The following is a 26950-nucleotide window of genomic DNA, read 5'->3' on the forward strand; positions in this document are numbered from 1 at the left end:
GCTCAGGGCGCGGTGGCGCCAGCGGCGTTGGGGTCGGCCTGGAGCTTGCGGCCGGTGCTGCGTTCGTATTTGTCGAGGCCGTTGGTCATCGCCGCGGCGAACCAGTCGTTGTTGCCGGCCGGGGCGGCGGTGGCGGCGCGCGGATCGGTGACGGTGCGGGGTGCGGGCGCGGCGGCGGGGGCCTTGACCGGCTCGGTGGTGGCGGTCAGCGACGGGCCGCCGGTGACCGGGGTGGTGGCGCCGGCCTCGGACTGGGCCGAAACCATCGAGCCGGCCGCCGACGGGGCGATCAGGCTGGTCTGCGGCCGCTGGCCGGTGATCGGCAGGGCGGAATGGGCGCCGCTGCTCGACAGCGAGCCGGTGATCCGGGGCGGATCGCGGGTGGCGCTCGGCACCGTCCGCATCGGCATCTTCAGCGGCCGGGTGGAGGCCTCCGGGGTCAGCCGGGTCGGGTTGGCGGCGTCGCTGACGGTGGCGGCGGCGGGGCTGGCGGCGCCGTCGTTCTGGGCCACCTGGGCCGGGGCGGCGATCGGCGTGGTGGCCACCGTCGGACGCGGCGCGGCGGCCGGGGCCGTCGCCTCGCCGCCGATCAGGTTGTCGAGCAGGGCCATCCGGCCGCGCTCGCCGTTGCCGCCGGGGGGGGCGGTCCCGGTCCCGCCGCCGGGAGCGGCGGCGGAGGAGGAAGCCGATCCGTTGCCGGCGGCGCTGGTCGCGGCGCCGTCGGCGGCGGCCACGGTGGCGGCGGCGGTCGCCGTGCCGCCCGCGCTGGTGGCGGCCGGATCGGCCGGCTTGGCGGCGGCCAGCTTGGTGTCGCTGGCGGCGGCGTCATCCTTGAACAGGGCCAGGACATGGCCGCCGGCGGTGGCGCCGGTGCCTTCCTCCATCACGCAATTGACCGCGGCGCCGATCAGCCCGAGCGGGCCGCCGAACAGGGCACCGCCGACCAGCCGGGCGCCGACGCCGATCTTGTCGCCGGTTTCCTCGCGGTAGATGTCGCTGACGAGGGGAATGTGCTGGAGCGGGTTGATGATGTCGAGCAGGTCGCTGAAGGACGGCCCGTCGTCGCCGTCGAACATCGGCAGGCCGTTGTCGCCGATCTGCCCGGCCGCCCGCGCGGTTTCCGCGTTTTCCGACGGCAGCACCGGCACCAGCGCTTCCACCGGGTTGTAGACCGGGGAGGACGTGGCGGCGGTCGACGCCGAAGGGGTCGGCGATGTGGCGGAAACCGACATGAGGCACCTCGGGAACGGGGTTGCCGGTTTTCAATGCATGGTCCGTGCCATGCTGTCGCCGCCGGAAAACGCGCCACGGGACGCGGCGGGGCGGCGCTCCCCCGGCAGCGGCGCGCTACCGGGGGGCATTTTTTACCCGGTCGTTATTTCTTCTTGGCGGCCTTCTGGGCCTGGGCGCGATCGATCGCCTGCTGGATGATCTCGCCGGCCTTTTCCGGGCCGCCCCAGCCCTTGAGCTGGACCCACTTGCCGACTTCCAGGTCCTTGTAGTGGATGAAGAAGTGCTCGATCTGCTGGAGCAGGATCTTGGGCAGGTCCTCGTGGCTGGTGGCGCCGTCGTAATAGGGCAGCAGCTTGGAATGGGGCACGGCCAGGATCTTTTCGTCCATGCCGCCCTCGTCCTCCATCAGCAGCACGCCGATCGGACGGCAGCGCATCACCGCGCCGACCGCCACCGGGGTGCGGCCGACCACCATCACGTCGACCGGGTCGCCGTCGTCGGACAGGGTGTGCGGCACGAAGCCGTAATTGACCGGATAATACATCGCGGTATTGAGGAACCGGTCGACGTACATCGCCCCCGATTCCTTGTCGATCTCGTACTTCACCGGGTTGCCGTTCAACGGGATCTCGACGATCACGTTGACGTCGCGGGGCGGGTTCTTGCCGATCGGAATCTTCTTGAGGTCCATGGGTTTGGTCAGTCCTGATCTATGAAAGCGGTGTGCGGGCGCCGGCTGGGCGCCCCGGGACCGCGGGCCACGACCGTGCCCGGGGGGGTGCGGTCGCGAGGGAAAGGGCGGCGCGGCTGGCCGTGCCGCCGGAAGAATACGACCGGGGCAGGGCGAAACTCCCCGCTGTCCTGCCGCAGGTTGGGGCTGAGCATCGCTCGCCCGGGCTTTGGATTCAACCCTCCTCGGTGGCGAGCGCGCGGGCGCGCCGGGCCAGCCAGGGCAGGATCAGCAGCGCCGGCAGGGTCGCCACCGTGGTCAGCAGGAAGAATTCGACCCAGCCGACCTGATCGGCCAGCCAGCCGCTGGTCGAGGCGAACAGGGTCCGCCCCACCGCGCTCAGCGACGACAGCAGCGCGTATTGGGTCGCGGTGTAGGCGGCGCTGCACAGGCCGGACAGGTACGTCACCAGCGCCGAGCCGGCCATCCCCGAGGTCAGGTTCTCGACCAGCACGCAGGCGGCCAGCGCGGCGATGTTGTGCCCGGCCATCGCCTGGACGACATAGGCGAGGTTGCCGAGCGATTGCAGCACGCCGAACAGCAAGAGCGCCCGCATCACCCCCAGCCGGACCACCAGCGCGCCGCCGATCACCGTGCCGACGATGGTGGCGCTGAAGCCGAAGATCTTGCTGACCCAGGCGATTTCCTCGAGGCTGAAGCCGGTCTCGATGTAAAGCGGGGTGGCCATCGTCCCGGCCATCGCCTCGCCCAGCTTGTAGCCGACCACGAACAGCAGGATGGCGATCCAGCCCGGCCGGGTCATGAAATCGGCGAACGGGCCGACCACCGCCGCATGCAGCCAGGCCAGCAGCCGCCCGAGCGGGCCCTGCAACCCGGGGCGGCGGGCCAGCAGGTCGGCGATGGCGCGTTCGCGCGCCAGGGTTTCGGGCGAGATCCGGGGGATCGGCTCGCGCCCGAACAGAAACACCGCCATGCCGAGGGTCAGCAGCCCGGCCATGGTGGCGTAGGCGGCGAACCAGCCCCAGGTCGAGGCGATCAGCAGCGCCCCCGCCCCCGACACCAGCATCGCCACCCGGTAGCCGACCTGGACCGCGCCGGCCCCCGGCCCCTGGGTGTCGGGGTCGAGCGTCTCGACCCGGAAGGCGTCGATCACCACGTCCTGGCTGGCCGACAGCACCGCCACCGTCACCGCCAGCAGCGCGGTCAGGCCGATGTCGCCGACCGGGTCGCTCGACCCCAGCGCCAGCACCGCCGCGATCAGCAGGGTCTGGATCAGCAGCCCCCAGCCGCGCCGCCGCCCCAGCCGCCGGGTCAGCAGCGGCAGCGACAGCCGGTCGATCAAGGGCGCCCACAGGAATTTCAGCGCATAGGGGGTGCCGACCAGGGCGAAAGCGCCGATGGTCGCCCGCCCGATCCCCTCGGTCTTCAGCCAGGCCGACAGGGTGGAGAAGGTCAGCAGCAGCGGCAGGCCGCTGGCGAAACCAAGCACCAGCATCTGCAACACCCGCCGGTCCAGATAGGCGGCGAAAGCGGAGGACCAGCGTGGGGGCATCGGAGCGGGGGCCGGACTGGGGGGAGGATCCCGTTGTCATGCCAAGCCTCCCCGCCGCTGGCAAGACAAATCGCCCGTTTCGCCGCCGGCGGCGGTCCGCTCCGGTGCGGGCCGCGCCTCCGCCATCATTTTGCCATGGTTGCACGCCTCCGCCCCCGCCCTATATAAGGCGGCGAGGGCAAGGGCCCACCGGCCTTTTCCCGAACGGATTTAAGCGATTCAACCCGGAAGGGGGTCGCGGGGCGGCTGCCGCAGCCAGCAGGGCCCCGGGGATCTGCCGAGCAGGAATGAGGATGACATGAGCAAAGTTATCGGCATCGACCTGGGCACCACGAATTCGTGCGTTGCCGTGATGGAAGGCAAGGCGGCCAAGGTCATCGAGAACGCCGAGGGCATGCGCACCACTCCGTCGATGGTGGCGTTCACCGATTCCGGCGAGCGGCTGGTCGGCCAGCCGGCCAAGCGCCAGGCGGTGACCAACCCCACCGACACCCTGTTCGCGATCAAGCGCCTGATCGGCCGCCGTTTCGATGATCCGGTCGCCAAGAAGGACATCGACCTCGTCCCCTATCACATCGTCGGCGGCGACAATGGCGACGCCTGGGTCGAGGTGCGCGACGGCAAGTTCAGCCCGAGCCAGATTTCCGCCTTCATCCTGCAGAAGATGAAGGAAACCGCCGAAGCCTATCTCGGCGAAACCGTCAGCCAGGCGGTGATCACCGTCCCGGCCTACTTCAACGACGCCCAGCGTCAGGCCACCAAGGACGCCGGCCGCATCGCCGGCCTTGAGGTCCTGCGCATCATCAACGAGCCGACCGCCGCCGCGCTGGCCTACGGCATGGAGAAGAAGGGCACCGGCACCATCGCGGTCTATGACCTCGGCGGCGGCACCTTCGACGTCTCGGTGCTGGAAATCGGCGACGGCGTGTTCGAGGTGAAGTCCACCAACGGCGACACCTTCCTCGGCGGCGAGGATTTCGACGCCCGCATCATCGACTACCTCGCCGACGAGTTCAAAAAGGAGCAGGGCATCGACCTGCGCAAGGACCGTCTGGCCCTCCAGCGCCTCAAGGAAGCGGCGGAAAAGGCCAAGATCGAGCTGTCCTCCGCGATGCAGACCGAGGTCAACCTCCCCTTCATCACCGCCGACGCCTCGGGCCCCAAGCACCTCAACATCAAGCTGACCCGCGCCAAGCTGGAAGCCCTGGTCGAGGATCTGGTCGCCCGCACCATCGAGCCGTGCAAGGCGGCCCTCAAGGATGCCGGCGTCAAGGCCAGCGAGATCGACGAGGTGATCCTGGTCGGCGGCATGACCCGCATGCCGAAGATCCAGGAAGTGGTGAAGGAATTCTTCGGCCGTGACCCGCACAAGGGCGTCAACCCGGACGAAGTGGTGGCGATCGGCGCCGCGATCCAGGGCGGCGTGCTGAAGGGCGAGGTCAAGGACGTCCTGCTGCTCGACGTCACCCCGCTGTCGCTCGGCATCGAGACCCTGGGCGGCGTGTTCACCCGCCTGATCGACCGCAACACCACCATCCCGACCCGCAAGAGCCAGGTGTTCTCGACCGCCGAGGACAACCAGACCGCGGTGACGATCCGGGTGTTCCAGGGCGAGCGCGAGATGGCCGCCGACAACAAGATGCTGGGCCAGTTCGATCTGGTCGGCATTCCGGCCGCGCCGCGCGGCGTGCCGCAGGTCGAGGTCACCTTCGACATCGACGCCAACGGCATCGTCAATGTCAGCGCCAAGGACAAGGCGACCGGCAAGGAACAGCAGATCCGCATCCAGGCCTCGGGCGGCCTGTCCGACGCCGACATCGAAAAGATGGTCAAGGACGCCGAGTCCCATGCCGCCGAGGACAAGAAGCGCAAGGAGCTGATCGAGGCCCGCAACCAGGCCGATTCGCTGATCCACTCGACCGAGAAGAGCCTCAAGGAGTTCGGCGACAAGGCGCCGGCCGACCTCAAGGGCGAGGTCGAGCGCAACATCCAGGCGGTGCGCGCCGTGCTCGACGGCGATGACGCCGCCGCGCTGAAGGCCGCCACCGAGGCGCTGATGCAGAGCTCGATGAAGCTCGGCGAGGCGATGTACAAGCAGGCCGGCGCCGCCGCCGAGGGAGCCGAGGCCGGTCAGGCCGGCGCCCAGGCCGGTGACGAGAAGGTGGTCGATGCCGACTTCGAGGAAGTCGACGGCGACAAGAAGGGCCGCTGAGCCGGTCTGAACCACGACGCGGCCGGCGGATTTCCGCCGGCCGCTTTTTCCGGCGGCGGCACGCTGGTCTTCCCCCCCGAGGCGGGCGGGACCAAGCGGGCCGCCCGCCTCGGCAGCTCCGGATAGCAAGCGAAGCGCATGAGCAAGCAGGATTACTACGACCTTCTTGGCGTCGGGCGCGGCGCCTCGGCCGACGAGATCAAAAAGGCCTATCGCAAGATGGCCATGAAATATCATCCCGATCGCAATCCGGGCGATGCCAAGGCCGAGCAGACGTTCAAGGAAATCAACGAGGCCTACGACGTCCTCAAGGACGAGCAGAAGCGGTCCGCCTATGACCGCTTCGGCCATGCCGCCTTCGAGCAGGGCGGTGGGCGCGGCGGGGCCAGCGATTTCGGCTTCGCCGCCGGTTTCGCCGACATCTTTGACGAGATGTTCGGCGAGATGATGGGCGGCGGCCGGCGCGGTCAGGCCTCCGGCCGCGGCGCCGATCTGCGCTACGACATGGAAATCTCGCTCGAGGACGCCTTCGCCGGCAAGACCACCACCATCCGGGTGCCGTCCTCGGCGGTGTGCGAGGATTGCAAGGGCTCGGGCGGCCGCGACGGCGCCCAGCCGGTGACCTGCCCGACCTGCCACGGCCACGGCAAGGTGCGCAGCCAGCAAGGCTTCTTCACCATCGAGCGCGGCTGCCCGACCTGCCAGGGGCTGGGCCGGATCATCAAGGATCCGTGCCGCTCCTGCGGCGGCACCGGCCGGGTGCGCAAGGAAAAGTCGCTGTCGGTCACCATCCCGGCCGGAGTCGAGGAAGGCAACCGCATCCGCCTGTCGGGCGAGGGCGAGGCCGGCATGCGCGGCGCGCCGTCGGGCGACCTCTACATCTTCCTGTCGATCCGGCCCCATCGCCTGTTCCAGCGCGACGGCGCCAACATCTTCTGCCGGGTGCCGATCCCGATGGTGACGGCGGTGCTGGGCGGTACCATCGAGGTGCCGACCATCGATGGCGGCAAGGCCAAGGTGGCGATCCCCGAGGGCACCCAGACCGGCCACCAGTTCCGCCTGCGCGGCAAGGGGATGAGCGTGCTGCGCAGCGCGGCGCGCGGCGACATGTTCATCCAGGCCACGGTCGAGACCCCGGTCAACCTGACCCCGCGCCAGATCGAGCTGCTGCGCGAGTTCGAAAAGGCCGGCGAGGAGCGCAAGGGCGGCAATTCGCCGGAAAGCCACGGCTTCTTCGCCCGGGTCAAGGAATTCTGGGAAGACCTCAAGGAGGGGGGATCCTGACGCTCCCCACGCCGCCCCGCCTGCTGCTGATCCTGCCCGATCCGTCGCTGGCGGCGGCGATCGCGCCCCACCTTGACCCGCCGATGGCGGTGACCTGCGTCGCCGACCCCGCCGCCGCCCTGGCGGCGGCCGGGGCGGCCGACCTGATCCTGATCGACGATGCCGTCGCCCCCGGCGCCTGCGCCACCCTGCGGGCCGCCGGGGTCGCTTTGCCGCTGGTGCTGCTGGCCCCCCCGGGCAGTGCCGATTCCGATGCCGACCTGCTGCTGGTCAAGCCGCTGCGTCTCGCCGGCCTCGGCGCCCGTCTCGCCGAGCTGCTGGCCCGGCCGGTGCTGGGCGGCTGGCGGCTCGATCCCGAGCGCCGGGTGCTGGCCGCCGGCCCCGACCGGGTGGTGCGCCTGACCGACAAGGAGGTGGCGATCCTGCTCCGCCTCGGCCGCGCCGCCGGCGCGGTGGTGGCGCGCGAGGAATTGCTGGCCGATGTCTGGGGCTATTCCACCGAGATCGACACCCATACCCTCGAAACCCACATCTACCGCCTGCGGCGCAAGCTGGCCGACGAGGCCGCCGCCTGTCTGCTGACCGAACCTGGGGGGTATCGGTTGGTGTAATGCGGGCTCTGCCCGCACCCGCCAGGAGCCAGCGGCTCCTGGACCTGCTTCGATGGTCGGGGGCGTGAAGGACAAGGGAATGGGATCCAAGGGCCTTGCGGCCCTTGGCGGGTCCGGGCGGAGCCCGGGAAACAGGGGAGGGGATCATCGCGGCGTTTCGTTTCGTCCATGCGGCGGATCTGCACCTCGATTCACCGCTGCGTTCGCTGGCCCTGCGTGATCCCGACCTCGCCGCGCTGATCGGCAGCGCCACCCGGCAGGCGTTGGCGCGGATCGTCGATCTGTGTCTCGACGAGCAGGTCGATGCCCTGCTGCTGGCCGGCGATCTCTATGACGGCGACCAGACCTCGATGAAGACCGCCCGCTTCCTGGCCGACCAGCTCGGCCGGCTGGCGGCGGCGGGGATCCGCGTCTTCATCGTGCGCGGCAACCATGACGCCGCGTCGCGGATCAGCCGCGAGCTGGTGTTGCCCGACAGCGTCAAGGTGTTCACCGGCCGGGCCGAGGCGGTGGTGATCGAGCGCGGCCGGGGCGCCCGGCCGGTGGCGGTGCATGGGCTCAGCTTCGCCAAGCCGCAGGCGCCGGACAGTCTGCTGCCGCGCTACCGCGCGCCGCTGCCCGATACGATCAATCTCGGCCTGATGCATACCAGCCTGGGCGGCTCGCCCGGGCATGACCCTTACGCGCCCTGCCGGTTGGCCGATCTTCAGGCGACCGGGTTCGATTACTGGGCGCTCGGTCACATCCACCAGCGTTCGGTGGCCGAGGGGCGCACGACGGTGGTGATGGCCGGGATGCCGCAGGGGCGCGACGTCAACGAGGCCGGGGCCAAGTCGGCGACCCTGGTGACCATCGGCGACGATGGCGCCGTCACCGTCGAGGAACGGGTTACCTGTCAGGCCCAGTTCGAGCGGGTGACGCTCGACCTGTCCGGGATCGAGGATTGGGGCGATCTCGCCGCCGCGCTGGAACGGGGGCTGGGGCAGGCGCGCGACGGCCTCGCCGCGCCCCATCTGGTGGCGCGGCTGCGTCTCGGCGGGACGACCCCGCTGGCGTGGCGGATCCGGCGCGATCTCGATTTGCTGACCGAGGAGGCGCGGCGGCGGGCCGGGCTGGTCGGCGGCTGCTGGGTCGAGGCGGTCGAAACCACCTGCCGTCCGCCCGCCAGCGGCGGCGAGGATGAAACCGATCCGCTGTGCGAGCTGCGCCGCCTGATCGACGACGAAATCGCCGGGTCGGACGGCTTCGCCGCCGAGCTTGCCCGGCTGGCCGACGAATTGCGCGGCCCGCTGCCGGCGGAATGCCGCGACCTGTTCGGCGGGGACGCGGTGGCGGCTCGAGCCCGGCTGGCCGAACTGGCCGCCGAGGGGATCGACGAGGTGTTCGCCCATCTCGCCGGCGACGGCGCCAGCGGGGAGGAAGGCTGATGCGTCTCCGCCGGCTCGACCTCACCCGCTACGGCAAGTTCACCGGGGCCAGCCTCGATTTCGGCGCGGCGGTGGCGGGGGCGCCCGACCTCCATGTCGTCTACGGCCCCAACGAGGCGGGCAAATCGACCCTGTTCGCCGCCTGGCTCGACCTGCTCTACGGCATCCCGCCGCGCAGTTCCTACAACTTCCTGCATGATTACAAGGCGATGCAGGTCGGCGGCGTGGTCGAGCTGGCCGGGGAGGCGCGCCCGTTCGTGCGGGCCAAGCGGGCGCAGAACAGTCTGCTCGACGCCGCCGGCCAGCCGCTGCCCGACGCGGCGATCCTGGCCGAACTGGGCGGGATCGACCGCGATTCCTATCGCCTGATGTTCTCGCTCGACGATGACAGCCTGGAACAGGGCGGCGAGGCGATTCTGGCCGCGCGCGGCGATCTCGGCCAGTTGCTGTTCTCGGCCAGCAGCGGCCTCGCCGATCTCGGCCAGCGCCTCGCCACCTTGCGCGAGACGGCGGACCGCTTCCACCGCCCGCGCGCCCGCTCCGGCCAGTTGGTCGAGGCGCTGGCCGACCTCGACCGGCTGAAGGCCGAGCGGGCGGCGATCGACACCCAGGCCGCCGCCTATGCCGAGCTGGTCGCCACCGTCGAGCGCGAACAGGCGCGCGACGCCGATCTCGCCACCCGGCGCGGCGCGGCCCAGGCGCGGCGGGAGGAGATTGCCCGTCTGTTGCGGGCCGGGCATCTGCTGGCCCGGCTTGGCCGGGTGCGGGCCGATCTGGCGCCGCTGGAAAGCCTGCCCGAGGGGCCGGCCGATCCCGCCGCGCTCGCCCGTGACCTGGAGGAGCTGCGCGCGGCGGCAATCCGGCTCGATGCCGAAACCGCCACCGCCGAGGCCGCCCGCGCCGAGCTGGCCGAGGCGCGGGCGACGAGTCCCGAGGATGCGGCGGCGCTGGCCCTGGCCGGGCGGTGCGAGGATCTCGCTCCGCTGCGCGCCCGCGCCCTCACCGCCCGGCAGGATCTGCCCGAGCGGCGCCAGACCCTGCGCGAGCTTGATCTGGCCATCGCCGGCCATCTGGTCCGGCTCGGCCGCGCGGGCGAGCCCGATCCGGCGCGGCTGGCGCTGCCGGCCGGGTTGGTGGAGCGGCTGCGCGATCTGATCGAGGCCTGGTCTGGCATCGACACCGCCTGCCGCGCTGCCGCCCGCGAGGCGGAGGAGGCCGAGGCGCTGTGCGCGGCGGGGCCGGACCCGGACGATGCCGAGGCGGCGGCGGGAGAGGCGGCGGCGCTGGCCGCGCTCGACGCCGCGTTGCGCGATTGGCGGGGCAGCGATCACGCCGCCCGCGCCGCCGGGGCCGACCGGGCCCGCGCCGAGGCCGAGGCGGCCCTGGCCGACGCGCTGGCGGCGCTGCTGCCGTGGCGGGGCGCGGCCGACGATCTGCCGGCGCTGGTGGGGCCCGATCCAGCCCGCCTCCAGGCGTGGCGGCACAGCGGGCAGGCGGCGTCGGCGCAGATCGAACGCCGGGCGGCCGAGGTCGAACGGCTGCGGGACGAGGCTGCCCGGCTGACGGCGCGGCGCGCGGCGCTGGCCGCCGGCGGTGGCCTCGCCACCGACGGCGAGGCGGCGGCGTTGCGGGCCGAGCGGGATCGGGCCTGGGCCGAGCATCGCGCCCGGCTCGATCCGGCGACGGCGGATCACTTCGCCGCGTTGTTGCGCCAGGACGACGCGGCGGTGGCAAGGCGCTTCGCCCATACCGCCGAACTGGCCCAGTTGCAGCAGACCGAGCTGGCGCTGGCGGAAAACCGCGCTGCGCTGGCTCAGGCCGAGGCGGCCCTGGCCGCCGCGCGGGAAGAAGGGGCCGAGATCGAGCGCGCCGCCGCCGCCGCGCGGGCCGCGTTGTCGCCTTTGCTGCCGACGGACTGGGGGGTGCCCGAGATCGAGTCCTGGCTGGCCCGGCGCGAGCGGGCGCTGGCGGCGCGGCAGGCGTTGCGGACCGCCGAGGCGGCGGCGGCGCAGGCCCACCGCGACGGCGCGCGGCTGGAAGCGGCTCTGGGCGCCGCGTTGCAGGCCTGCGGCCGTCCCCTGGCGGCGGGCGAGTCCCCGGTGTTGGTGGCCGAGACGGTGGCGGCGGCGGCGGTCGAGCGGCGACAGCGGCGTGACGAGGCCATCCGGCGGCGCGAGGCGCGCGACCTGCGCCGCCGCGCCGCCGACCGCGCCGAGGCCGAGCGGCGGGCGTGGGAGACGGCGTGGCGCGAGGCCTGTGCCGGCTGCTGGCTGGGGGAAGGCGGGGTGCCGGCGGTGGCGACGGTCCGCGCCAGCCTGGGGGTGCTGGCCGATCTGGCCGCCGCCTGCGCGACACGGGCGGCGCTGGCCGATCGCATCGTCAAGATGGAGCAGGATCAGGCCGCGTTCGCCGCCGGGGTGGCGGCGCTGGCGGCCGAGCTTGGCCTCGCGGCCGGTGATCCGGCGGCGGCGGCGGAGCTGGACCGGACCATTGCGGCGCGGATCCGGCAGGCCGAGGCCGAGGCCACCCGGCGGGCGGAGCTGGCGGCGCGGCAGGAGACGGCGGACCGGGCGGCGGCCGACCTGGCCGCGCGGGGCGAGGCCCATCACCGCCGGGCCGGGGCGCTGATGGCGGCGTTGGGTGTCGCCAGCCTCGACGGGGTGGCGGCGCGGCTGGAGCAGATCACCCGGCGGGCGGCGCTGCGCCTCCAGGCGGCGGAGCTGGCCGATGAGATCCTCGACATCCTGCGCCTGCCGCGGATCGAGGACGCGGAAGCGGCCTGTGCCGAGGCCGATCCGGCGGCGCTGGAGCAGGAACAGGCCGGGCTGGCGGAGGAGATCGCCCGGCTGGAGCAGGAGGGGCGCGAGGCCTATGCCGCCCGCCGCGAGGCGGAGACGGCGCTCGACCGGGTCGGCGGCGACGACCGGGTGGCGGCGCTGGAGGCGCGGCGGCGGACGATTCTGCTGGAGATCGAGGCGGGCGCACGCCGCGCCCTGCGGCTGCGGGCCGGGGCGCTGGCGACCGAGCAGGCGCTGCGGCTGTACCGCGAGCGCCATCGCGGGGCGATGCTGGCGCGGGCGGCGGCGGCGCTGCGGCTGATCAGCCGGGGCGCCTATGCCGACCTCGCCACCCAGCCGGACAAGGACGGCGAGGTGCTGGTGGCGCTGGCCGCCGAGGGCGGCTCGAAACTGGCGGCCGACCTGTCGAAGGGCACCCGCTTCCAGCTTTATCTGGCGCTAAGGGTGGCCGGCTATCTCGAATTCGCCCGCACCCGGCCGGCGGTGCCGTTCGTCGCCGACGACATCCTCGAAACCTTCGACGATTTCCGCGCCGAGGAAACCTTCCGCCTGTTCGCGCAGATGGCCGAAACCGGACAGGTGATCTACCTCACCCACCACCGCCATCTGTGCGACATCGCCCGCGCCGTCTGCCCGGGGGTCCGCATCCACGATTTGTGAGACTCGCCGGGTTCCGCTGCCCGTCGCGCGGCCAACACCCGCGCCCAAGCGGAAAGGCCGCTCCGCGCCCGACCATCAATGGGTTCCAAGGGCCTTGTGGCCCTTGGCGGGGGCGGGCAGAGCCCGCGCGATCAGGCCTTGCGGATCTGGAAGGTGGGGGGCAGCGGTTCCTTGCGGCCGACCGACTTGGCCAGTTCCTCGATCTCGTTGATCTTCGAGGCGAGGAAGTCGGCGATATCCTTGTTCTCGGCCGGCAGGCCGCGCAGGAAGGCGATCGCCGTTTCCGGGCGCAGTTTCTTCTGGTTGACCGCCTGGGTCAGTTGGGCCTTGACCGCCTCGGGGTTGGTGAGGTCCCAGATCGACAGGCCGAACTTGTTGGGGAACGACTTGATGATCGCGTGCATGTCGTTGGGGGCGAGGCCGGAGAACAGCCATTTCAGTGCCTGAAGGTCGCCGCGCAGCACCGAGTGATGGAACACGGTGTTGCCCTGGTCGTCCTGTTGCAGCAGCAGCGACAGCAGCGGATTGGTCGGCGCCGGGGACTCCTTGTCGATTACCATGTCCTTGCGGACCAGCTCGCCGCGCACCGACTGCTTGATCACCAGCGCGTCATTGTGCAGCAGGCTGGTGATCTTGCGCATGTGCATGTGTTTTTCGGCGAACAGGGCGATGAACAGCACCCCCTGGCCGTTCTTCTTCTTGCGCAGCAGCTTTTTGGCCAGATAGGCCTGGGCATAGCTCTTGGTGGTGGCGACGTCGGGGGCGCCGATCTTGCGCACCACCTCGGCGGTGCTGGCCATCAGCAGCCGCATCAGATCGTCGAACATCGCATGGTTGGCGATGCTGATCAGATCGAAGAAGGCGGTGCTGCCGGTCTCGACGTCGAAATATTCGAAGAACAGCCGGCAGGTGGAGGCGCGCAGGGTGACGTCGGCCTGGGGCTGCACCGCCTGACGCAGGACGTGCTGACAGAGCAGGCCGCGATTCTCGGCGATGTCGCGCGAGAAGATCATCGACATGATGTGGTTGCGCGCCAGTTCTTCGGCGGTGCCCTCGGCCACCGCGTTCTCGATGTTCTCGATGGTGAGGTGCTTGGTCTGAATCAGGGCGTTGAGCGACTGCCAGCGCGGCGCCGGCACCAGCATCTTGAACAGCGGCGACTGGCCGTTCTTGTTGCGGCGCGAAAAATCGATGTCCATCGCCAGCAGGGTGCGGGCGATCTTCAGCGTCGCCGCGCCCTCGTGCTGGCGCAGGGTGTCGGCCAGATAGTGCCAGATGCCGTTGCCGTTATAATCCTCGTGATTGAGGAAGGTATAGATGTCGGCCTCGCGATCGTGTTCTTTCCAATGGTGCAGGATCGCATCGAACACGCCGGCGGCGGCATCGACATTGTTCTCGGCGAGGCGGAACTGGAGATAGTTCTCGTTGTTGAAGCCTCTGGCGTCGAACAGCCGGTCGGAGTTGTTGCTGAACTTGATCCATTGCATGAAGAACCGATCGAATCGGCCGGTCATCTTGGCGAAACGGGTCTGGATGTCCTCGTGGATCACCTCGAGCGTGTTCATCGGCCGGCTGTCTTAACGTGGATCGGTCAAAAAGGGGCACCCTCTGTCGGCGGGGCGGCTCGGCAATCAGGGGAGGGCGACGCGCCGGCCTGAAGGGTCTGAGTCTACCACCCCATTCTCACCTTATCTGTGGCGAAATGCGCGCTGCAAGCGCGTCGTGCAAGGGGGCGGGCGGAGAAAAGACCGCGCCCGCCGCCGGGCCGGGGCTCACGCGGGCGCGGCGGCGGGGCGGACGCGGGCCGGGTTGCCGCAGGCGATGGCCCCGGCCGGGACGTCGCGCGTCACCACGCTGCCGGCCCCGATCACCGCGCCGTCGCCGATGCTGACCCCGGGCAGGATCAGGGCGCCGGCGCCGATCCACACGTCGCTGCCGATCCGCACCGGCCGGCCGAATTCCAGCCCGGCGGCGCGGGTGGCGGCGTCGCGGGGATGGTCGGCGGCCAGCAACTGCACCCCGGGGCCGATCTGGGTGCGGTCGCCGATCTCGACCGGCATCACGTCGAGGATCACGCAGTTGAAATTGAGGAACACCCCCTGGCCGAGGCGGATGTTGAAGCCGTAATCGCAATGGAACGGCGGCCGGACCTCGCTTCCGTCGCCGACCGCCGCCAGGCCTTCGCGCAGCGCGGCGAGGCGGCTTTCGAGCGAGGCGTCGAGCATCCGGTTGTAGCCGGCCAGCCAGCGTTGCGCCGCCGCCTGGGCCGCGCGCAGGTCGGGGGCGCTGGCCGAATAGAGTTCGCCCGCCAGCATCTTGTCGCGTTCGCTGCGCATGGTTCCCCTGTTTCCTGGTGGTGCCGGGCGGCCAGGATAGCCCGGCCGGGGCGCCGGGGCGACCGTCCCTTTTTTTCGATCTGGCCGCCGGGCCGGTTCGCTGCCATGCTTGCGCGAAAAAATCGCTGACAGGAGGCGGCAATGGAGGTGATCGAGATCAGGACGCCGCGCTGGCGGCGGGTGTTGCTGTTCGGCCTGGGCTGGGTGTTCTTCGCCCTCGGGGTGCTGGGGGTGTTCCTGCCGGTGCTGCCGACCACCCCGTTCATGCTGCTGGCGCTGTGGTGTTTCGCCCGCTCGTCGCGGCGGTTCCATCACTGGCTTTATACCCACCGCCTGTTCGGGCCGCCGCTGCAACGCTGGCAGCGCCACGGGGTGATCCCGCTGTCGGCCAAGATCATCGCGGTGGGGGCGATGAGCACCAGCATGGTCTATGTGGTCGGCTTCACCGCCGCCCCCTGGTTCGCCAGCGCGGCGATGGGGCTGGTCTGCCTGATCGGGGCGGTCTACATCCTGTCGCGCCCGCACCGGATCGCCCGGCCCGACGCGCCGTAAGGTTGTGCCGCAACGAAAAGACCCGGTCGTGTGACACGACCGGGTCTTCGGAAACTTGGTGGAGCCGAGCGGGATCGAACCGCTGACCTCCTCGTTGCGAACGAGGCGCTCTCCCATCTGAGCTACGGCCCCCGAAAGGAGCCCGGAAAATAGTCAAAGCCGGCGGGGCTGTCAATGGGTGTTTTTGATGAAATCTCGCCGTCGCCGCAGGGCGGTCTTGCCAGCCGGGGCGGGGCAGGGTACCTCAGGAGAATGCCGCCCGCTTCCTCCCCGCTCGCGCCGCCGCTCGGCCCGGTCCAGACCTGGGTGTTCGACCTCGACAACACCCTTTATCCGGCCTCGTCGAGCCTGTTCCCCCAGATCGACCGGCGGATGCGCCGCTTCATCGCCGACTGGTTCGGCATCGACGAGGGCGCCGCCCACGATCTCCAGAAACGCTATTACCGCGAATACGGCACCACCCTCAGCGGGCTGATGCGGCATGACGGGGTGGCGCCCGATCTGTTCCTCGATTACGTCCACGACGTCGATCACGGCGTGCTGTCGCCCGATCCCCGGCTGGGGGCGGCGCTCGACCGCCTGCCCGGGCGCAAGCTGATCTACACCAACGGCTCGGTGCGCCATGCCGAGGCGGTGCTGGAGCGGATCGGGCTGGCCGGGCGGTTCGAGGCGGTGTTCGACATCCGCGCCGCCGATTTCATCCCCAAGCCCCAGCCCGAGCCCTATCGCCGGCTGATCGAGCTGTACCGGTTCGACCCCCAGGGCGCGGTGATGGTCGAGGACATCCACCGCAACCTGCGCCCCGCCGCCGCGCTGGGGATGCGGACGCTGTGGGTGCGCGAGGAAGAGCATCCCGACGGGCCGATCCCGCCCCAGGACGAAAGCGACCTCGCCCACGTCGATTACGTCACCGACGATCTGGCCGGCTGGCTGGCGCTGCTGGCGTCGGCGTAGCGGATCTCCAGCACTTCGAGGATCTCGACCCCGCCGGGGCTGCGCAGATGGACCTGATCGCCGATCTCGGCCTTCAGCAGGGCGCGGGCCACCGGCGAGATCCAGCTGATCAGGCCGCGATCCATGTCGGCCTCGTCGATGCCGACGATGGTGACGGTGATCTCCTGGTCGCGGGCGTTGGCATAGGTCACCGTCGCCCCGAAATAGACCCGGTCGTGCCGGGTCTGCTGGGCCGGATCGACCACCACCGCGCTTTCCAGCCGCTTGGTCAGGAAACGGATGCGGCGGTCGATCTCGCGCAGCCGCTTCTTGCCGTAGAGATAATCGCCGTTTTCCGATCGGTCGCCGTTGCCGGCGGCCCACGACACGATCTCGACCACCTTCGGCCGCTCCACTCGCAGCAGGTGATCGCGTTCTTCCCTGAGCGCGGCGAAGCCGGACGGGCGCATGTAGTTCTTGGTGCCGGGCGGCAGGCCGGCCGGGGCCTCGTCCTGCTCGTCGTCGTCGCCGGAAGGTTCGCGGGTGAAGGCTTTGCTCATGATCCGTCTAAAATAGGAGGTTTCGTGGGCGCTGCCCACAGCGCGAGAGCCCAAGCTGAAAGGCGCCGGGGTCCCCGACCATCGAGGCAGGTCCAGGAGCCGCCGGCTCCTGGCGGGTGTGGGCGGAGCCCACGTTTCCGTTACGCCTTGACCCCGGCGCCGACGGCGCGGGGGGCGGTGGGATCGAGCGGCCAGCGCGGGCGGGGGGCGAAATCGAGCGGGTCGCTGTGGCCGAGCCGCAGCTTTTCGATCCCGGCCCAGGCGATCATCGCCGCGTTGTCGGTGCACAGCGCCAGCGGCGGCGCCAGCAAGGCGAGGCCCGCGCGGGTGGCGACCTCGGCCAGGGTCTGGCGCAGCGCGGCGTTGGCGGCGACCCCGCCCGACACCACCAGATGGCGGCCATCGGGCCATTCGGCGCGGAAGCGGCGGGCGGCGCGGGTGACCCGGTCGGCGATCGAGTCGACCAGCGCGGCCTGGAAGCCGGCGGCGACGTCGGCGGCGTCGGTGGGCGACAGCGGTCGGGGCAGCGATTCGATCAGCAGCCGCACCGCGTTCTTGAGGCCGGAAAAGCTGAAATCGCAGTCGGGGCGGCCCTTCATCGGCCGGGGCAGGGCGAAACGGGCCGGGTCGCCGGACAAGGCGGCCTGCTGGATCGCCGGGCCGCCGGGATAGCCGAGCCCGGCCATCTTGGCCACCTTGTCGAACGCCTCGCCGGCGGCGTCGTCGATGGTGGTGCCGAGGCGGCGATAGCGTCCGACCCCCTCGACCGCCAGCAACTGGCAATGGCCGCCCGACACCAGCAGCAGCAGGTAGGGGAAGTCGATCCCGTCGGTCAGCCTTGCGGTCAGCGCATGGCCTTCGAGGTGATTGACGGCGAGGAACGGCTTGCCGGCGGCCAGCGCCAGCGCCTTGCCGGTGGTGGCGCCGACGATCACCCCGCCGATCAGGCCGGGGCCGGCGGTGGCGGCGACGGCGTCGAGCTCGGCGAAGCGCCGGCCGGCCTCGGCCATCGTCTCGGCGATCAGGCGGTCGAGGTGGAGCAGATGGGAGCGCGCGGCCACCTCCGGCACCACCCCGCCGAACGGCTTATGCTCCTCGATTTGTGACAGAACCCGTTGCGCCAGCACATTTCTGCCGTCGTCCACCAGGGCGGCGGCGGTCTCGTCGCAACTCGTCTCGATCCCAAGAACCAGCAAGGCGTAAATCCCTTTGCGAAGCGGTCCCCGACTTACTACAACAGTGGGACCATGACAGCAAAACCCAACACCCACGCCACCTTCACGATCGGCACCCGCGGTTCGCCGCTGGCGCTGGCCCAGACCTACGAAACCCGCGAGCGTTTGGCCGCGGCCTGGCCGGAGCTGGCGCAGCCCCCGGCGGGAGGCGTGGACCCGGTCGAGATCCAGGTGATCAAGACCACCGGGGACATGGTGCTCGACCGGCCGCTGTCCGAAATCGGCGGCAAGGGCCTGTTCACCCGCGAGCTGGACGAGGCGATGCTCGACGGCCGCATCCGCATCGCGGTCCACTCGATGAAGGATGTGCCGACCTATCTGCCCGACGGCATCATCCTGCCCTGCATGCTGCCGCGCGAGGACGTGCGCGACGCCTTCATCTGTTTCAAGGCCAAGACCATCGCCGACCTGCCGGCCGGCTCCGTGATCGGTTCCTCCTCGCTGCGCCGCGCCGCGCAGATCCTCAATCGCCGCCCCGACCTCAAGGTGGTCAATTTCCGCGGCAACGTCCAGACCCGCATGCGCAAGCTCCAGGAAGGCGTGGTCGATGCCACCCTGCTGGCGATGGCCGGCATGCGCCGCCTCGGCCTCGAGGCCCACATCACCAGCCCGATCGAAACCACGGAACTGCTGCCGGCGGTGGCCCAGGGCGCGATCGGCATCACCTGCCGCGCCGACGACGCCGACGCGCTGCGCATCCTCGCCCCCCTCAACTGCCAGGACACGTTCGACCGGGTCACCGCCGAGCGCGCCTTCCTGACCAGGCTCGACGGCTCCTGCCGCACCCCGATCGCCGCGCTGGCCGAACTCGACGGTGACCGGCTGTCGTTCCGCGGCCTGATCGTCAGCCCCGACGGGGTCACCGTCCACACCACCACCCGCAGCGGCTCCCGCGCCGACGCGGCGGCGATGGGCGTCGATGCCGCCGAGGAACTGATCAAGGCGGCCGGGCCGGGCTTCTTCGACTTCATGACCAGCTAGGCCATGGTTCAGGCTCTGGTCACACGTCCGCGGGAGGATGCCGAACCGGTGGCGCGCGCGCTGGCCGGGCGCGGCATCGCCGTGATGATCGAGCCGCTGCTGGGCATCGAGCCGGTCCCCGGGGTCACGGTCGATCCGACCGGGCTCCAGGGCCTGCTCGTCACCAGCGCCAACGGGGCCCGCGCCCTGGCCCGCCTGCTGCCCGGCCGCGACCTGCCGGTGTGGGCGGTGGGCGATTCCTCGGCCCGGGTCGCCCGCGAGCTTGGCTTCGCCTCCGTCCACAGCGCCGGGGGGGACGTCGAGGATCTGGCCGCCCTGGTCGCCGCCCGGGCCGATCCCGCCGCCGGGGCCCTGCTGCACGCCGCCGGCGAAACAATCGCCGGCGACCTGTCCGGACGGTTGGCCGAACGCGGCTTCGCCGTGCGGCGCGAAACCCTCTACCGCGCGGTCGCCGCCACCGCGCTCAGCCCCGACCTGTGCCGGGCGTTGCGGGCGGGGACGATCGATCTCGCCCTGTTTTTCTCTCCCCGCACCGCCGCCACTTTTGCTACCCTTGTCACCGATGCGGGGCTGGGGGAGACACTGTCCCGTGTCGTCGCCTATGGTCTGTCGGGGAATGTCACGGCCAGACTTGCTGCACTGCCCTGGGCCGCCCTTCGCAAGGCGGCCGAACCCACCCTGGCCGCCTTGCTGGCGGCCGTCGACGAGAATGGACACCCTTCATGACGCAAGAGACCTCCGCTGAGCCCAGCGAACGGACGGCCCCGCCGGCCGCGACCCGGCGCTCGTCCGGCGCGGGCAAGGTGATCGCGCTTCTGCTGGTGTTGTTGCTGGCGGTGGGCGGTTACGCGAGTTTTCCGCTGTGGCGCGGTTATGTCGGGTTCCCCGCGCCGGCCAACGAACTGGTCGCCCTGCGCGCCGCCCTCGCTTCCCTCGCCGACCGGCTGACCCAGCTCGAAACCAGCCTCAGCCAGCCGGGCGAAGCCGGCCTGTTCGGCCGCCTCGCCGCGGTCGAGCAGAAGGTGGCCGACCTGCCGCAGGACGCCGCCCAGCTGGCGCCCCGGGTCGAGACCCTGGCCAAGCAGGTCGAGGCGGTGCGGCGCGACGTCGCCGAGGGCGCGGCGCTGGCCCAGCTGCCGGCCCAGGTCGATTCGCTGGCCCGGCAGGTCGATGGCCTGCACAAGACCACCGCCGACGCCGCCACCCTGCTCAAGCTCTATGCCCGGGTCGATGAGACCGAAAAGGCGCTGCGCAGCCTTGAGGCCCGTCACGCCTCGGCCGCCGGGCTGCTGCTGGCGGTCGGCCAGCTGCGCGAGGCGGTCGATCGCGGCCAGCCGTTCGACGCCGAGCTGCGCACCGTCAAGGTGCTGGCCGGCGACGACACCGAGGTCGCCACCCAGCTCGAAATCCTCCGCCCCTATGCCGAGAGCGGGATTGTCAGCCGGGTCGGCCTGGGTGGTCGGCTCGACCGCGCCGCCGCCGAGATCGTCCGCGCCGAGATGCTGCCCGAGGAACCGGGCTGGAGCCGCAACGCCGCCAACCGGATGCTGTCGCTGGTGTCGATCCGGCGCGAGCCCGGGGTGGTGGCCGGCAACGACGCCGCCGCGATCCTCGCCCGCGCCGAGGCCGACCTCAATGGCGGCGACCTCGCCGCCGCGATCGGCGAACTCGACTCGCTCGGCCAGGGCTCGGCCCAGGCCGCCGCGCCGTGGCTGGCCCAGGCCAAGGCCCGCGTCGCCGCCGACAAGGCGGTGTCGGAACTGACCGCCCACGCGATCGCCCTCGCCGGAGCCCGGCCATGAGGCGCCTGCTCGGCTACCTGATCGTCACCGCGCTGGTGGTTACCGCCGCGGTGTGGCTGGCCGATCAGCCCGACCAGATCACCGTGCGCTGGCAGGGCTGGCGGATCGACACCAAGATGCCGGTGCTGCTGTTCGCCCTGCTGGTGCTGGCGGCGGTCGCCGCCTTCCTCGGCCGGGTCACCCGCAGCGTGGTCGGCGCCCCGGCCCGGATCTCCGGCAGCCGCCAGACCGAACGGGCGCTGAAGGGCTATCGCGCCTTGTCCGAGGGCCTCGCCGCCGTCGCCACCGGCGACACCCGCCGCGTCGCCCGTCTCGCCCATCAGGCCGAAAAGCTGCTGAAGGATCCCTCGCTGACCGGTCTGCTGACCGTCCAGGCGGCGCGGATGGGAGGCGACGAGGCCGAATTGCGCGGCCGGTTCGAAACCATGCTGACCCGGCCCGAGACCGCCTTCCTCGGCCTGCGCGGCCTGCTCGACCTCGCTTTGCGTCAGGGCGAGCGCGAGGCGGCGCGCGACTATGCCGCCCGCGCTTTGGCGCTCCAGCCCTCGGCCGAGGGTCTGGCCGGCACCCTGTTCGACCTCCAGGCCGAGGCCGGGCTGTGGGCCGAGGCCGAGATCACCCTCGGCATCGCCCAGCGCTACCGCACCATGGGCGAGGAGGAACTGGGCCGCCGCCGCGCCCTGGTGCTGTTCGCCCGCGCCCAGGCCGCCGACGAGCGCGGCAACCGGGTCGAGGCGCTCGATTTGGCCCTCAAGGCCCGCAAGATCGATCCCGCCTGCACCGCCGCCGTGGTGCTGGCCGCCGACATCCAGCGCCGCCGGGCCAAGACCCGCAAGGCCGAGCAGATGCTCCAGGCGGCGTTCCGCGTCGCCCCGCATCCGGCCCTGGTCGCCGCCTGGATCGCCTGCGGTCCCGACGATTCGCCGCTCGACCGGGTCAAGCGGGTCAAGCGGCTGGTCGAGGTCAATCCGACCTCGGCCGAGGGGCGGCTGGCTCTGGCCGAGGCCGCGCTCGACGCCAAGCTGTGGGGGCAGGCCCGCACCCACCTCCAGCAGGTGCTGGCCCAGCGGCCGAGCCATCGCGTGCTGACCTTGCTCGCGCGGCTTGAACGCGAGGAGAACAAGGACGAGGTGGCGGCGCTGGCCTGGCTGGCCAAGGCCGGCGCCCTCGCCCCCGACGCCGTGTAAGCGAGGGTTTCCGATGCGCCGCCTTCCCGCCACGGTGATCACCGGCTTCCTCGGCGCCGGCAAGACCTCGCTGGTCCGTCACCTGATCGAACAGGCCGCCGGCCGCCGGCTCGCTTTGATCGTCAACGAATTCGGCGATGTCGGCGTCGATGGCGGCCTGCTCGCCGCCTGCGGCGCCCCCTCCTGCCGCCCGGGCGACATCATCGAACTGGCGAACGGCTGTCTGTGCTGCACCGTCGCCGACGAATTCCTGCCGACGATGCAGGCCCTGCTCGAACGGCCCGAGCCGCCCGACCATATCCTGATCGAAACCTCCGGCCTCGCGCTGCCCAAGCCGCTGGTGACCGCCTTCCGCTGGCCGGAGATCCGCTCCCGCGTCACCGTTGACGGGGTGATCGCGGTGGTCGATGGCGCCGCCTTCGCCACCGGCCGCTTCACCTCGACCCCGGAACAGATGGCGCGGCCCGACCACGACAATCCGCTGGAAGAGGTGTTCACCGACCAGCTCGCCACCGCCGACATCGTCCTGCTCAACAAGGTCGATCTGCTTGATCCCGCCACCCTGGCCGAGGTCCGTGGCCGGCTGGCGGCGGCGGTGCGGCCCGGGGTGCATCTGCTGGAGACCACCCATGGCGCGGTCGATGCCCGCGTCGTGCTCGGCCTCAATGCCGCGGTCGAGGAGGATCTGGCGGCGCGCCCGACCCATCACGATGCCGGCGAGCCGCACCAGCACGACGATTTCGAGAGCTTCGCGGTGACGCTGCCCGAACTGACCGACCCCGAGGCGCTGGAGGCGCGGCTGCGCGCGACCATCGCCGCGCATGACATCCTGCGCCTCAAGGGCTTCGTCGCCATCGCCGGCCGGCCGGCCCGCGCGGTGATCCAGGCCGCCGGCCCCCGGCTCGAACGCTATTTCGACCGGATGTGGGGCGAGAACGAACCCCGCGCCGGTCAGTTGGTGGTGATCGGCTGCCGAGGCCTCGACCGCGCCGCCATCACCCGGCAGATCCAGGGCGCCGCCGCCTGATCGGCTAAGGTGGGCTCCGCCCACGCCCGCCAGGGGCCGTAAGGCCCCTGGACCCCCTTGATTGGGGGGTGTGCGGACTCCCATCCATGGGGTCCAGGGGCCGCCGGCCCCTGGCGGGTGTGGGCGGAGCCCACGCAACAAGGTTTTACGGACACGATGCATCTTCTCGCCGTCCAGGCCGGCACGCTTCCCGATGGGACCGACGCGGTCGATCTCGGCCAGACCCCGGGCGAGATCGTGGTGCTGTCGGCCGCCGACACCGAACTGGCCTGCCTCGCCGCCGCGTGGCGGGGCGGGCCGGCCGGGCTGCGGCTGGCCAACCTGATGCGGCTCGGCCACCATCTGTCGGTCGATCTCTATGTCGAGCGGATGATCGAACCGGCGCGGCTGGTGGTGGTGCGGCTGCTGGGCGGGCGGGCCTACTGGCCCTACGGGGTCGAGCAGATCGCGGCGGCGGCGCGGCGCACCGGCGCCGCCCTGGCCCTCCTGCCCGGCTCGACCGAGCCCGATCCCGATCTGACCGCCGATTCGACCCTGCCGCCCGAGGTGGTGGAACGGCTGTGGTGCTATCTGCGCCATGGCGGTCCCGACAATGCCCGCGCCTTCCTCGATTACGCCGGCTCGCTGATCGGCCGCCCGGCCGGCTGGGTCGAGCCCCGGCCGCTGCCCGCCGCCGGCCGCCACCGCGCCGACCCCGCCGGCGACCGGCCGCGCGCCCTGGTGGTGTTCTACCGCGCTCTGGTGCTGGCCGGCGATACCCAGGCGATCGACGCCCTGTGCGATGCCCTCGCCGCCGAGGGGCTGGCGGTGACCGCGCTCTATGTCCACAGCCTGAAGGATCCCGCCGCCGCCGGGCTGGTGCGGGCCGAAATCGCCGAGGCCCCGCCGGCGGTGATCCTCAACGCCACCGGCTTCGCCACCTCGGCGCCGGGGCGGGCGGTGGCTGGGCCGTTCGGCCCGGCCGATTGCCCGGTGTTGCAGGTGATCCTGGCCGGCGAGACCGAGGCGGCGTGGCGCGAGGGCGGCGGCGGGCTCGGGCCGCGCGATCTGGCGATGAACGTCTCGCTGCCCGAGATCGACGGCCGGATCCTCGCCCGCGCCGTCGCCTTCAAGCAATTGCACCGCGACGCCGCCACCCAGTGCGACCTCGCCCGGCTGGGCGCGGTGCCCGACCGGATCGCCTTCACCGCCCGCCTCGCCGCCGGCTGGGCCCGGCTGCGCCGCACCCCGGCGGGCGAGCGCCGGGTCGCCCTGGTGCTGGCCAATTATCCCCATCGCGACGGCCGGCTCGGCAACGGGGTCGGGCTCGATACCCCGGCGGCGGCGGTGGACATCCTCCAGGCCCTGGCCGGGGCCGGCTACGCGGTGGCCGACCCGCCCGCCGACGGCGCCGCGCTGATGCGGGCGTTGCTGGCCGGAATCACCAACGCCCCGGCGCCGGACCGCGCGATGCGCGCCGCCCTGCCGCTGGCCGCGTATCGGGCGTGGTTCGCCACCCTGCCGGCGGCGGCGCGCGAGGCGGTGCTCGATGCCTGGGGTCAGCCCGAGGACGATCCCTGGCTGCGGCCGGGCGCCGACGGGGCGCCGGCCTTCGCCCTGCCGGTGCTGGAACTGGGGGCGGTGGCGGTGGCGATCCAGCCGGCCCGCGCCCCGGGCGACGAGGCGGCCCGGCGCTACCACGATGCCGCCTTGCCGCCGCCGCACCGCTACCTCGCCTTCTACCGCTGGCTGGGCGCGACTTTCGGCGCGCAGGCGGTGATCCATCTCGGCAAGCACGGCACGCTGGAATGGCTGCCGGGCAAGGCGGTGGCGCTGTCGGCCGGCTGCTTCCCCGAACTGGCGCTGGGGCCGTTGCCCCATCTCTATCCCTTCATCGTCAACGATCCGGGCGAGGGCACCCAGGCCAAGCGCCGGGCCGGGGCGGTGATCATCGACCATCTCACCCCGCCCTTGACCCGGGCCGAGACCTACGGGCCGCTGCGCGAGCTGGAACGGCTGGTCGATGAATATTACGAGGCCTCCGGGCTCGACCCGCGCCGGCTGGCGGTGCTGCGGCGGGAGATCCTGTCGCTGTCGGCGGTGATCGGGCTCGAGGCCGATCTCGGCATCCAGCCCGGCGACGATCCCGACCTCGCCCTCAGGAAGCTCGACAACCATCTGTGCGAGCTGAAGGAACTCCAGATCCGCGACGGGCTGCACATCTTCGGCCGCTCGCCCGAGGGGGAGCGGCTGACCGGCCTGCTGGTGGCGCTGGCGCGGGTGCGGCGCGGGGCCCGGCCGGGCGACGAATCGCTGCCGCGCGCGCTGGCGGCCGATCTCGGCCTCGGCTTCGACCCGCTCGACTGCGACCCGGCCGAGTCCTGGACCGGACCGCGTCCCGCCGCGCTGGCCGGGCGCGGCGAGGGAGTCTGGCGCAGCCACGGCGACACCGTCGAGCGGCTGGAGGCGCTGGCCACCGCCCTGGTGGCGGGGGCCGAGAGCTGTCCGGCCGACTGGCCCCGCACCCGGGCCGTGCTCGATCTGATCGCCGCCGAGCTGCGGCCGGCGGTGGAGGCCTGCGGCCCGGCCGAGATGGCGGCGCTGCTGGCCGGGCTCGACGGCCGCTTCGTCGCCCCCGGCCCGGCCGGGGCGCCGACCCGGGGCCGTCCCGACGCCCTGCCGACCGGACGCAATTTCTTCTCGATCGATCCCCGCACCATGCCGACCCCGGCGGCGTGGCATCTGGTGTGGAAGTCGGTCACCCTGCTGCTCGAACGCCATCTCCAGGACCAGGGCGACTGGCCCCGGGCGATGGCGATCACCGCCTGGGGCACCAGCGCGATGCGCACCGGCGGCGACGATCTCGCCCAGGCGCTGGCCCTGCTCGGGGTGCGGCCGAGCTGGGAGGCCGGCTCGGGCCGGGTCACCGGCTATGAAATCCTGCCGGCCAGCGTGCTCGACCGCCCCCGGGTCGATGTCACCCTGCGGGTGTCGGGCCTGTTCCGCGACGCCTTCCCCGGATTGATCGCCCTGTTCGACGCGGCGGCGCGGGCGGTGGCGGCGCTGGACGAGCCGCCCTCGGTCAATCCGCTCGCCGCCCGGGTCGCCGCCGACCGTGCCCGGCTGGAAGCGGCCGGTCTGCCCCCGGACGAGGCCGCCCGCCGCGCCGGCTATCGGGTGTTCGGCAGCCGCCCCGGCGCCTATGGCAGCGGGCTCGAAAGCCTGCTCGACAGCGCCGCCGCGACGCCGCGTGCCGCGCTGGCCGCCGCCTATCTCGCTTGGAGCGACTGGGCCTATGGCGGCGAGGCCGAGGCCGAACCCGGCGCCGGCCTGCTGGCCGAACGCCTCGCCGGGGTCAGCGCGGTGGTGCAGAACCAGGACAATCGCGAGCACGATCTGCTCGATTCGGCCGAATATGCCAGCTTCGAGGGGGGCCTCGCCGCTGCGGTCGAACTGGCGGCGGGGCGGGCGCCGGTGGTCTATCACGGCGATCACGCCAACCCGGAGCGGCCGCGCATCCACACCCTCGACGAGGAATTGTCGCGGGTGCTGCGCGGCCGGCTGGTCAATCCGAAATGGATCGCGGGGGTGATGCGCCACGGCTACAAGGGCGCGGCGGAAATGGCGGCGGGGGTCGACAACCTGCTGGCCTTCGCCTCGACCACCGGGGCGGTGCGCAGCCACCATTTCGATCTGGTCGGCGCCGCCTATCTCAAGGACGAGACGGTGCGCGGCTTCCTGGTCGAGGTCAATCCGGCCGCGCTCGACGACATCCGCGCCGCGCTGGCCGCCGCCCGCGATGCCGGCCTGTGGCGGCCGCGCGACAACCGCATCTTCGACCTGCTGACCCGGGAGCCGCCGCCATGATGAGCCCTCGCGCCGTGATCTAC

Annotated in this window: 19 protein-coding genes, 1 tRNA gene and 2 pseudogenes; 13 read left to right on the forward strand and 9 right to left on the reverse strand. The window is 71.8% G+C overall.

Annotated features, from left to right (window positions below; translation table 11 throughout):
• Positions 1-2 precede the first annotated feature (2 nt).
• The 3 genes from ACFSNB_RS01640 to ACFSNB_RS01650 form a co-directional block, all read right to left on the reverse strand.
• The gene (locus ACFSNB_RS01640) at positions 3-1232 is read right to left on the reverse strand and encodes a hypothetical protein (protein WP_377313863.1); all 1230 of its coding nucleotides are present in this window, start codon (positions 1230-1232) and stop codon (positions 3-5) included.
• Positions 1233-1375: 143 nt separating this feature from the next.
• Positions 1376-1924: an inorganic diphosphatase gene (gene ppa / locus ACFSNB_RS01645; protein WP_377313864.1), complete on the reverse strand. Its 549-nt coding sequence runs from the start codon at positions 1922-1924 to the stop codon at positions 1376-1378.
• 214 nt (positions 1925-2138) lie between these two features.
• Positions 2139-3476: an AmpG family muropeptide MFS transporter gene (locus tag ACFSNB_RS01650; protein WP_377313865.1), complete on the reverse strand. Its 1338-nt coding sequence runs from the start codon at positions 3474-3476 to the stop codon at positions 2139-2141.
• A gap of 298 nt (positions 3477-3774) precedes the next feature.
• Between ACFSNB_RS01650 and dnaK the strand changes: the two genes are divergently transcribed.
• The 5 genes from dnaK to ACFSNB_RS01675 all read left to right on the forward strand — a co-directional run bounded on the left by dnaK (position 3775) and on the right by ACFSNB_RS01675 (position 12468).
• Positions 3775-5688, forward strand: a complete 1914-nt coding sequence (gene dnaK / locus ACFSNB_RS01655) for a molecular chaperone DnaK (RefSeq protein ID WP_377313867.1) — start codon at positions 3775-3777, stop codon at positions 5686-5688.
• A gap of 138 nt (positions 5689-5826) precedes the next feature.
• A complete protein-coding gene (gene dnaJ / locus ACFSNB_RS01660) occupies positions 5827-6972 on the forward strand; it encodes a molecular chaperone DnaJ (protein WP_377313868.1) in 1146 nt (381 codons plus the stop codon).
• 83 nt (positions 6973-7055) lie between these two features.
• Positions 7056-7583: a winged helix-turn-helix domain-containing protein gene (locus ACFSNB_RS01665; protein WP_377313870.1), complete on the forward strand. Its 528-nt coding sequence runs from the start codon at positions 7056-7058 to the stop codon at positions 7581-7583.
• Between the two features lie 95 nt (positions 7584-7678).
• A complete protein-coding gene (locus tag ACFSNB_RS01670) occupies positions 7679-9010 on the forward strand; it encodes a metallophosphoesterase family protein (RefSeq protein ID WP_377313872.1) in 1332 nt (443 codons plus the stop codon).
• Positions 9010-12468, forward strand: coding sequence for an ATP-binding protein (locus ACFSNB_RS01675; protein WP_377313874.1), 3459 nt, complete (start codon positions 9010-9012; stop codon positions 12466-12468). The genes ACFSNB_RS01670 and ACFSNB_RS01675 overlap by 1 nt, the downstream gene beginning before the upstream one ends.
• Before the next feature lie 131 nt (positions 12469-12599).
• Here ACFSNB_RS01675 and ACFSNB_RS01680 read toward each other — a convergent pair whose 3' ends face one another.
• The 3 genes and pseudogenes from ACFSNB_RS01680 to ACFSNB_RS01690 all read right to left on the reverse strand — a co-directional run.
• Positions 12600-14033 (reverse strand): hypothetical protein, encoded by a 1434-nt coding sequence (locus ACFSNB_RS01680; RefSeq protein WP_377313876.1) that lies wholly within the window; start codon positions 14031-14033, stop codon positions 12600-12602.
• Positions 14034-14264: 231 nt separating this feature from the next.
• Positions 14265-14408 (reverse strand): annotated as a pseudogene (locus ACFSNB_RS01685) (DapH/DapD/GlmU-related protein); the annotation flags it as partial.
• 234 nt (positions 14409-14642) lie between these two features.
• Positions 14643-14804, reverse strand: a pseudogene (locus ACFSNB_RS01690) (maltose acetyltransferase domain-containing protein); the annotation flags it as partial.
• A 147-nt stretch (positions 14805-14951) separates the two neighbouring features.
• Between ACFSNB_RS01690 and ACFSNB_RS01695 the strand changes: the two are divergent.
• On the forward strand, positions 14952-15356 hold the full coding sequence (locus ACFSNB_RS01695) for a YbaN family protein (protein ID WP_377313878.1): 405 nt from the start codon (positions 14952-14954) through the stop codon (positions 15354-15356).
• A 56-nt stretch (positions 15357-15412) separates the two neighbouring features.
• Here ACFSNB_RS01695 and ACFSNB_RS01700 read toward each other — a convergent pair.
• Positions 15413-15488, reverse strand: a tRNA-Ala gene (locus tag ACFSNB_RS01700).
• A 120-nt stretch (positions 15489-15608) separates the two neighbouring features.
• Here ACFSNB_RS01700 and ACFSNB_RS01705 point away from each other — a divergent pair.
• Positions 15609-16310: a pyrimidine 5'-nucleotidase gene (locus ACFSNB_RS01705; RefSeq protein ID WP_377313880.1), complete on the forward strand. Its 702-nt coding sequence runs from the start codon at positions 15609-15611 to the stop codon at positions 16308-16310.
• Here the strand turns inward: ACFSNB_RS01705 and greB are convergent.
• Both greB and tsaD read right to left on the reverse strand, forming a co-directional pair.
• Complete coding sequence (greB, locus tag ACFSNB_RS01710) at positions 16259-16849, reverse strand: transcription elongation factor GreB (RefSeq protein ID WP_377313881.1); 591 nt, start codon at positions 16847-16849, stop codon at positions 16259-16261. The two genes, ACFSNB_RS01705 and greB, sit on opposite strands and share 52 nt — an antisense overlap.
• 140 nt (positions 16850-16989) lie before the next feature.
• Positions 16990-18045: a tRNA (adenosine(37)-N6)-threonylcarbamoyltransferase complex transferase subunit TsaD gene (gene tsaD, locus ACFSNB_RS01715; RefSeq protein WP_377313883.1), complete on the reverse strand. Its 1056-nt coding sequence runs from the start codon at positions 18043-18045 to the stop codon at positions 16990-16992.
• Positions 18046-18096: 51 nt separating this feature from the next.
• Between tsaD and hemC the strand changes: the two genes are divergently transcribed.
• The 6 genes from hemC (at position 18097) to cobN (ending at position 26927) form a co-directional block, all read left to right on the forward strand.
• The gene (hemC, locus tag ACFSNB_RS01720; RefSeq protein WP_377313885.1) at positions 18097-19065 is read left to right on the forward strand and encodes a hydroxymethylbilane synthase; all 969 of its coding nucleotides are present in this window, start codon (positions 18097-18099) and stop codon (positions 19063-19065) included.
• Between the two features lie 48 nt (positions 19066-19113).
• A complete protein-coding gene (locus tag ACFSNB_RS01725; RefSeq protein ID WP_377313887.1) occupies positions 19114-19791 on the forward strand; it encodes a uroporphyrinogen-III synthase in 678 nt (225 codons plus the stop codon).
• Positions 19788-20867: a COG4223 family protein gene (locus ACFSNB_RS01730; RefSeq protein ID WP_377313888.1), complete on the forward strand. Its 1080-nt coding sequence runs from the start codon at positions 19788-19790 to the stop codon at positions 20865-20867. Before ACFSNB_RS01725 ends, ACFSNB_RS01730 begins: the two co-directional genes overlap by 4 nt.
• Entirely contained in the window at positions 20864-22054 is a 1191-nt protein-coding gene (locus ACFSNB_RS01735; RefSeq protein WP_377313890.1) for a heme biosynthesis protein HemY, read from the forward strand. Before ACFSNB_RS01730 ends, ACFSNB_RS01735 begins: the two co-directional genes overlap by 4 nt.
• A 13-nt stretch (positions 22055-22067) precedes the next feature.
• On the forward strand, positions 22068-23081 hold the full coding sequence (cobW, locus tag ACFSNB_RS01740; protein WP_377313892.1) for a cobalamin biosynthesis protein CobW: 1014 nt from the start codon (positions 22068-22070) through the stop codon (positions 23079-23081).
• A gap of 156 nt (positions 23082-23237) precedes the next feature.
• Complete coding sequence (gene cobN / locus ACFSNB_RS01745) at positions 23238-26927, forward strand: cobaltochelatase subunit CobN (protein ID WP_377313894.1); 3690 nt, start codon at positions 23238-23240, stop codon at positions 26925-26927.
• Positions 26928-26950: the final 23 nt, after the last annotated feature.

Origin of the sequence: Phaeospirillum tilakii (assembly GCF_042683125.1) — a bacterium.
Lineage (GTDB): Bacteria > Pseudomonadota > Alphaproteobacteria > Rhodospirillales > Magnetospirillaceae > Phaeospirillum > Phaeospirillum tilakii.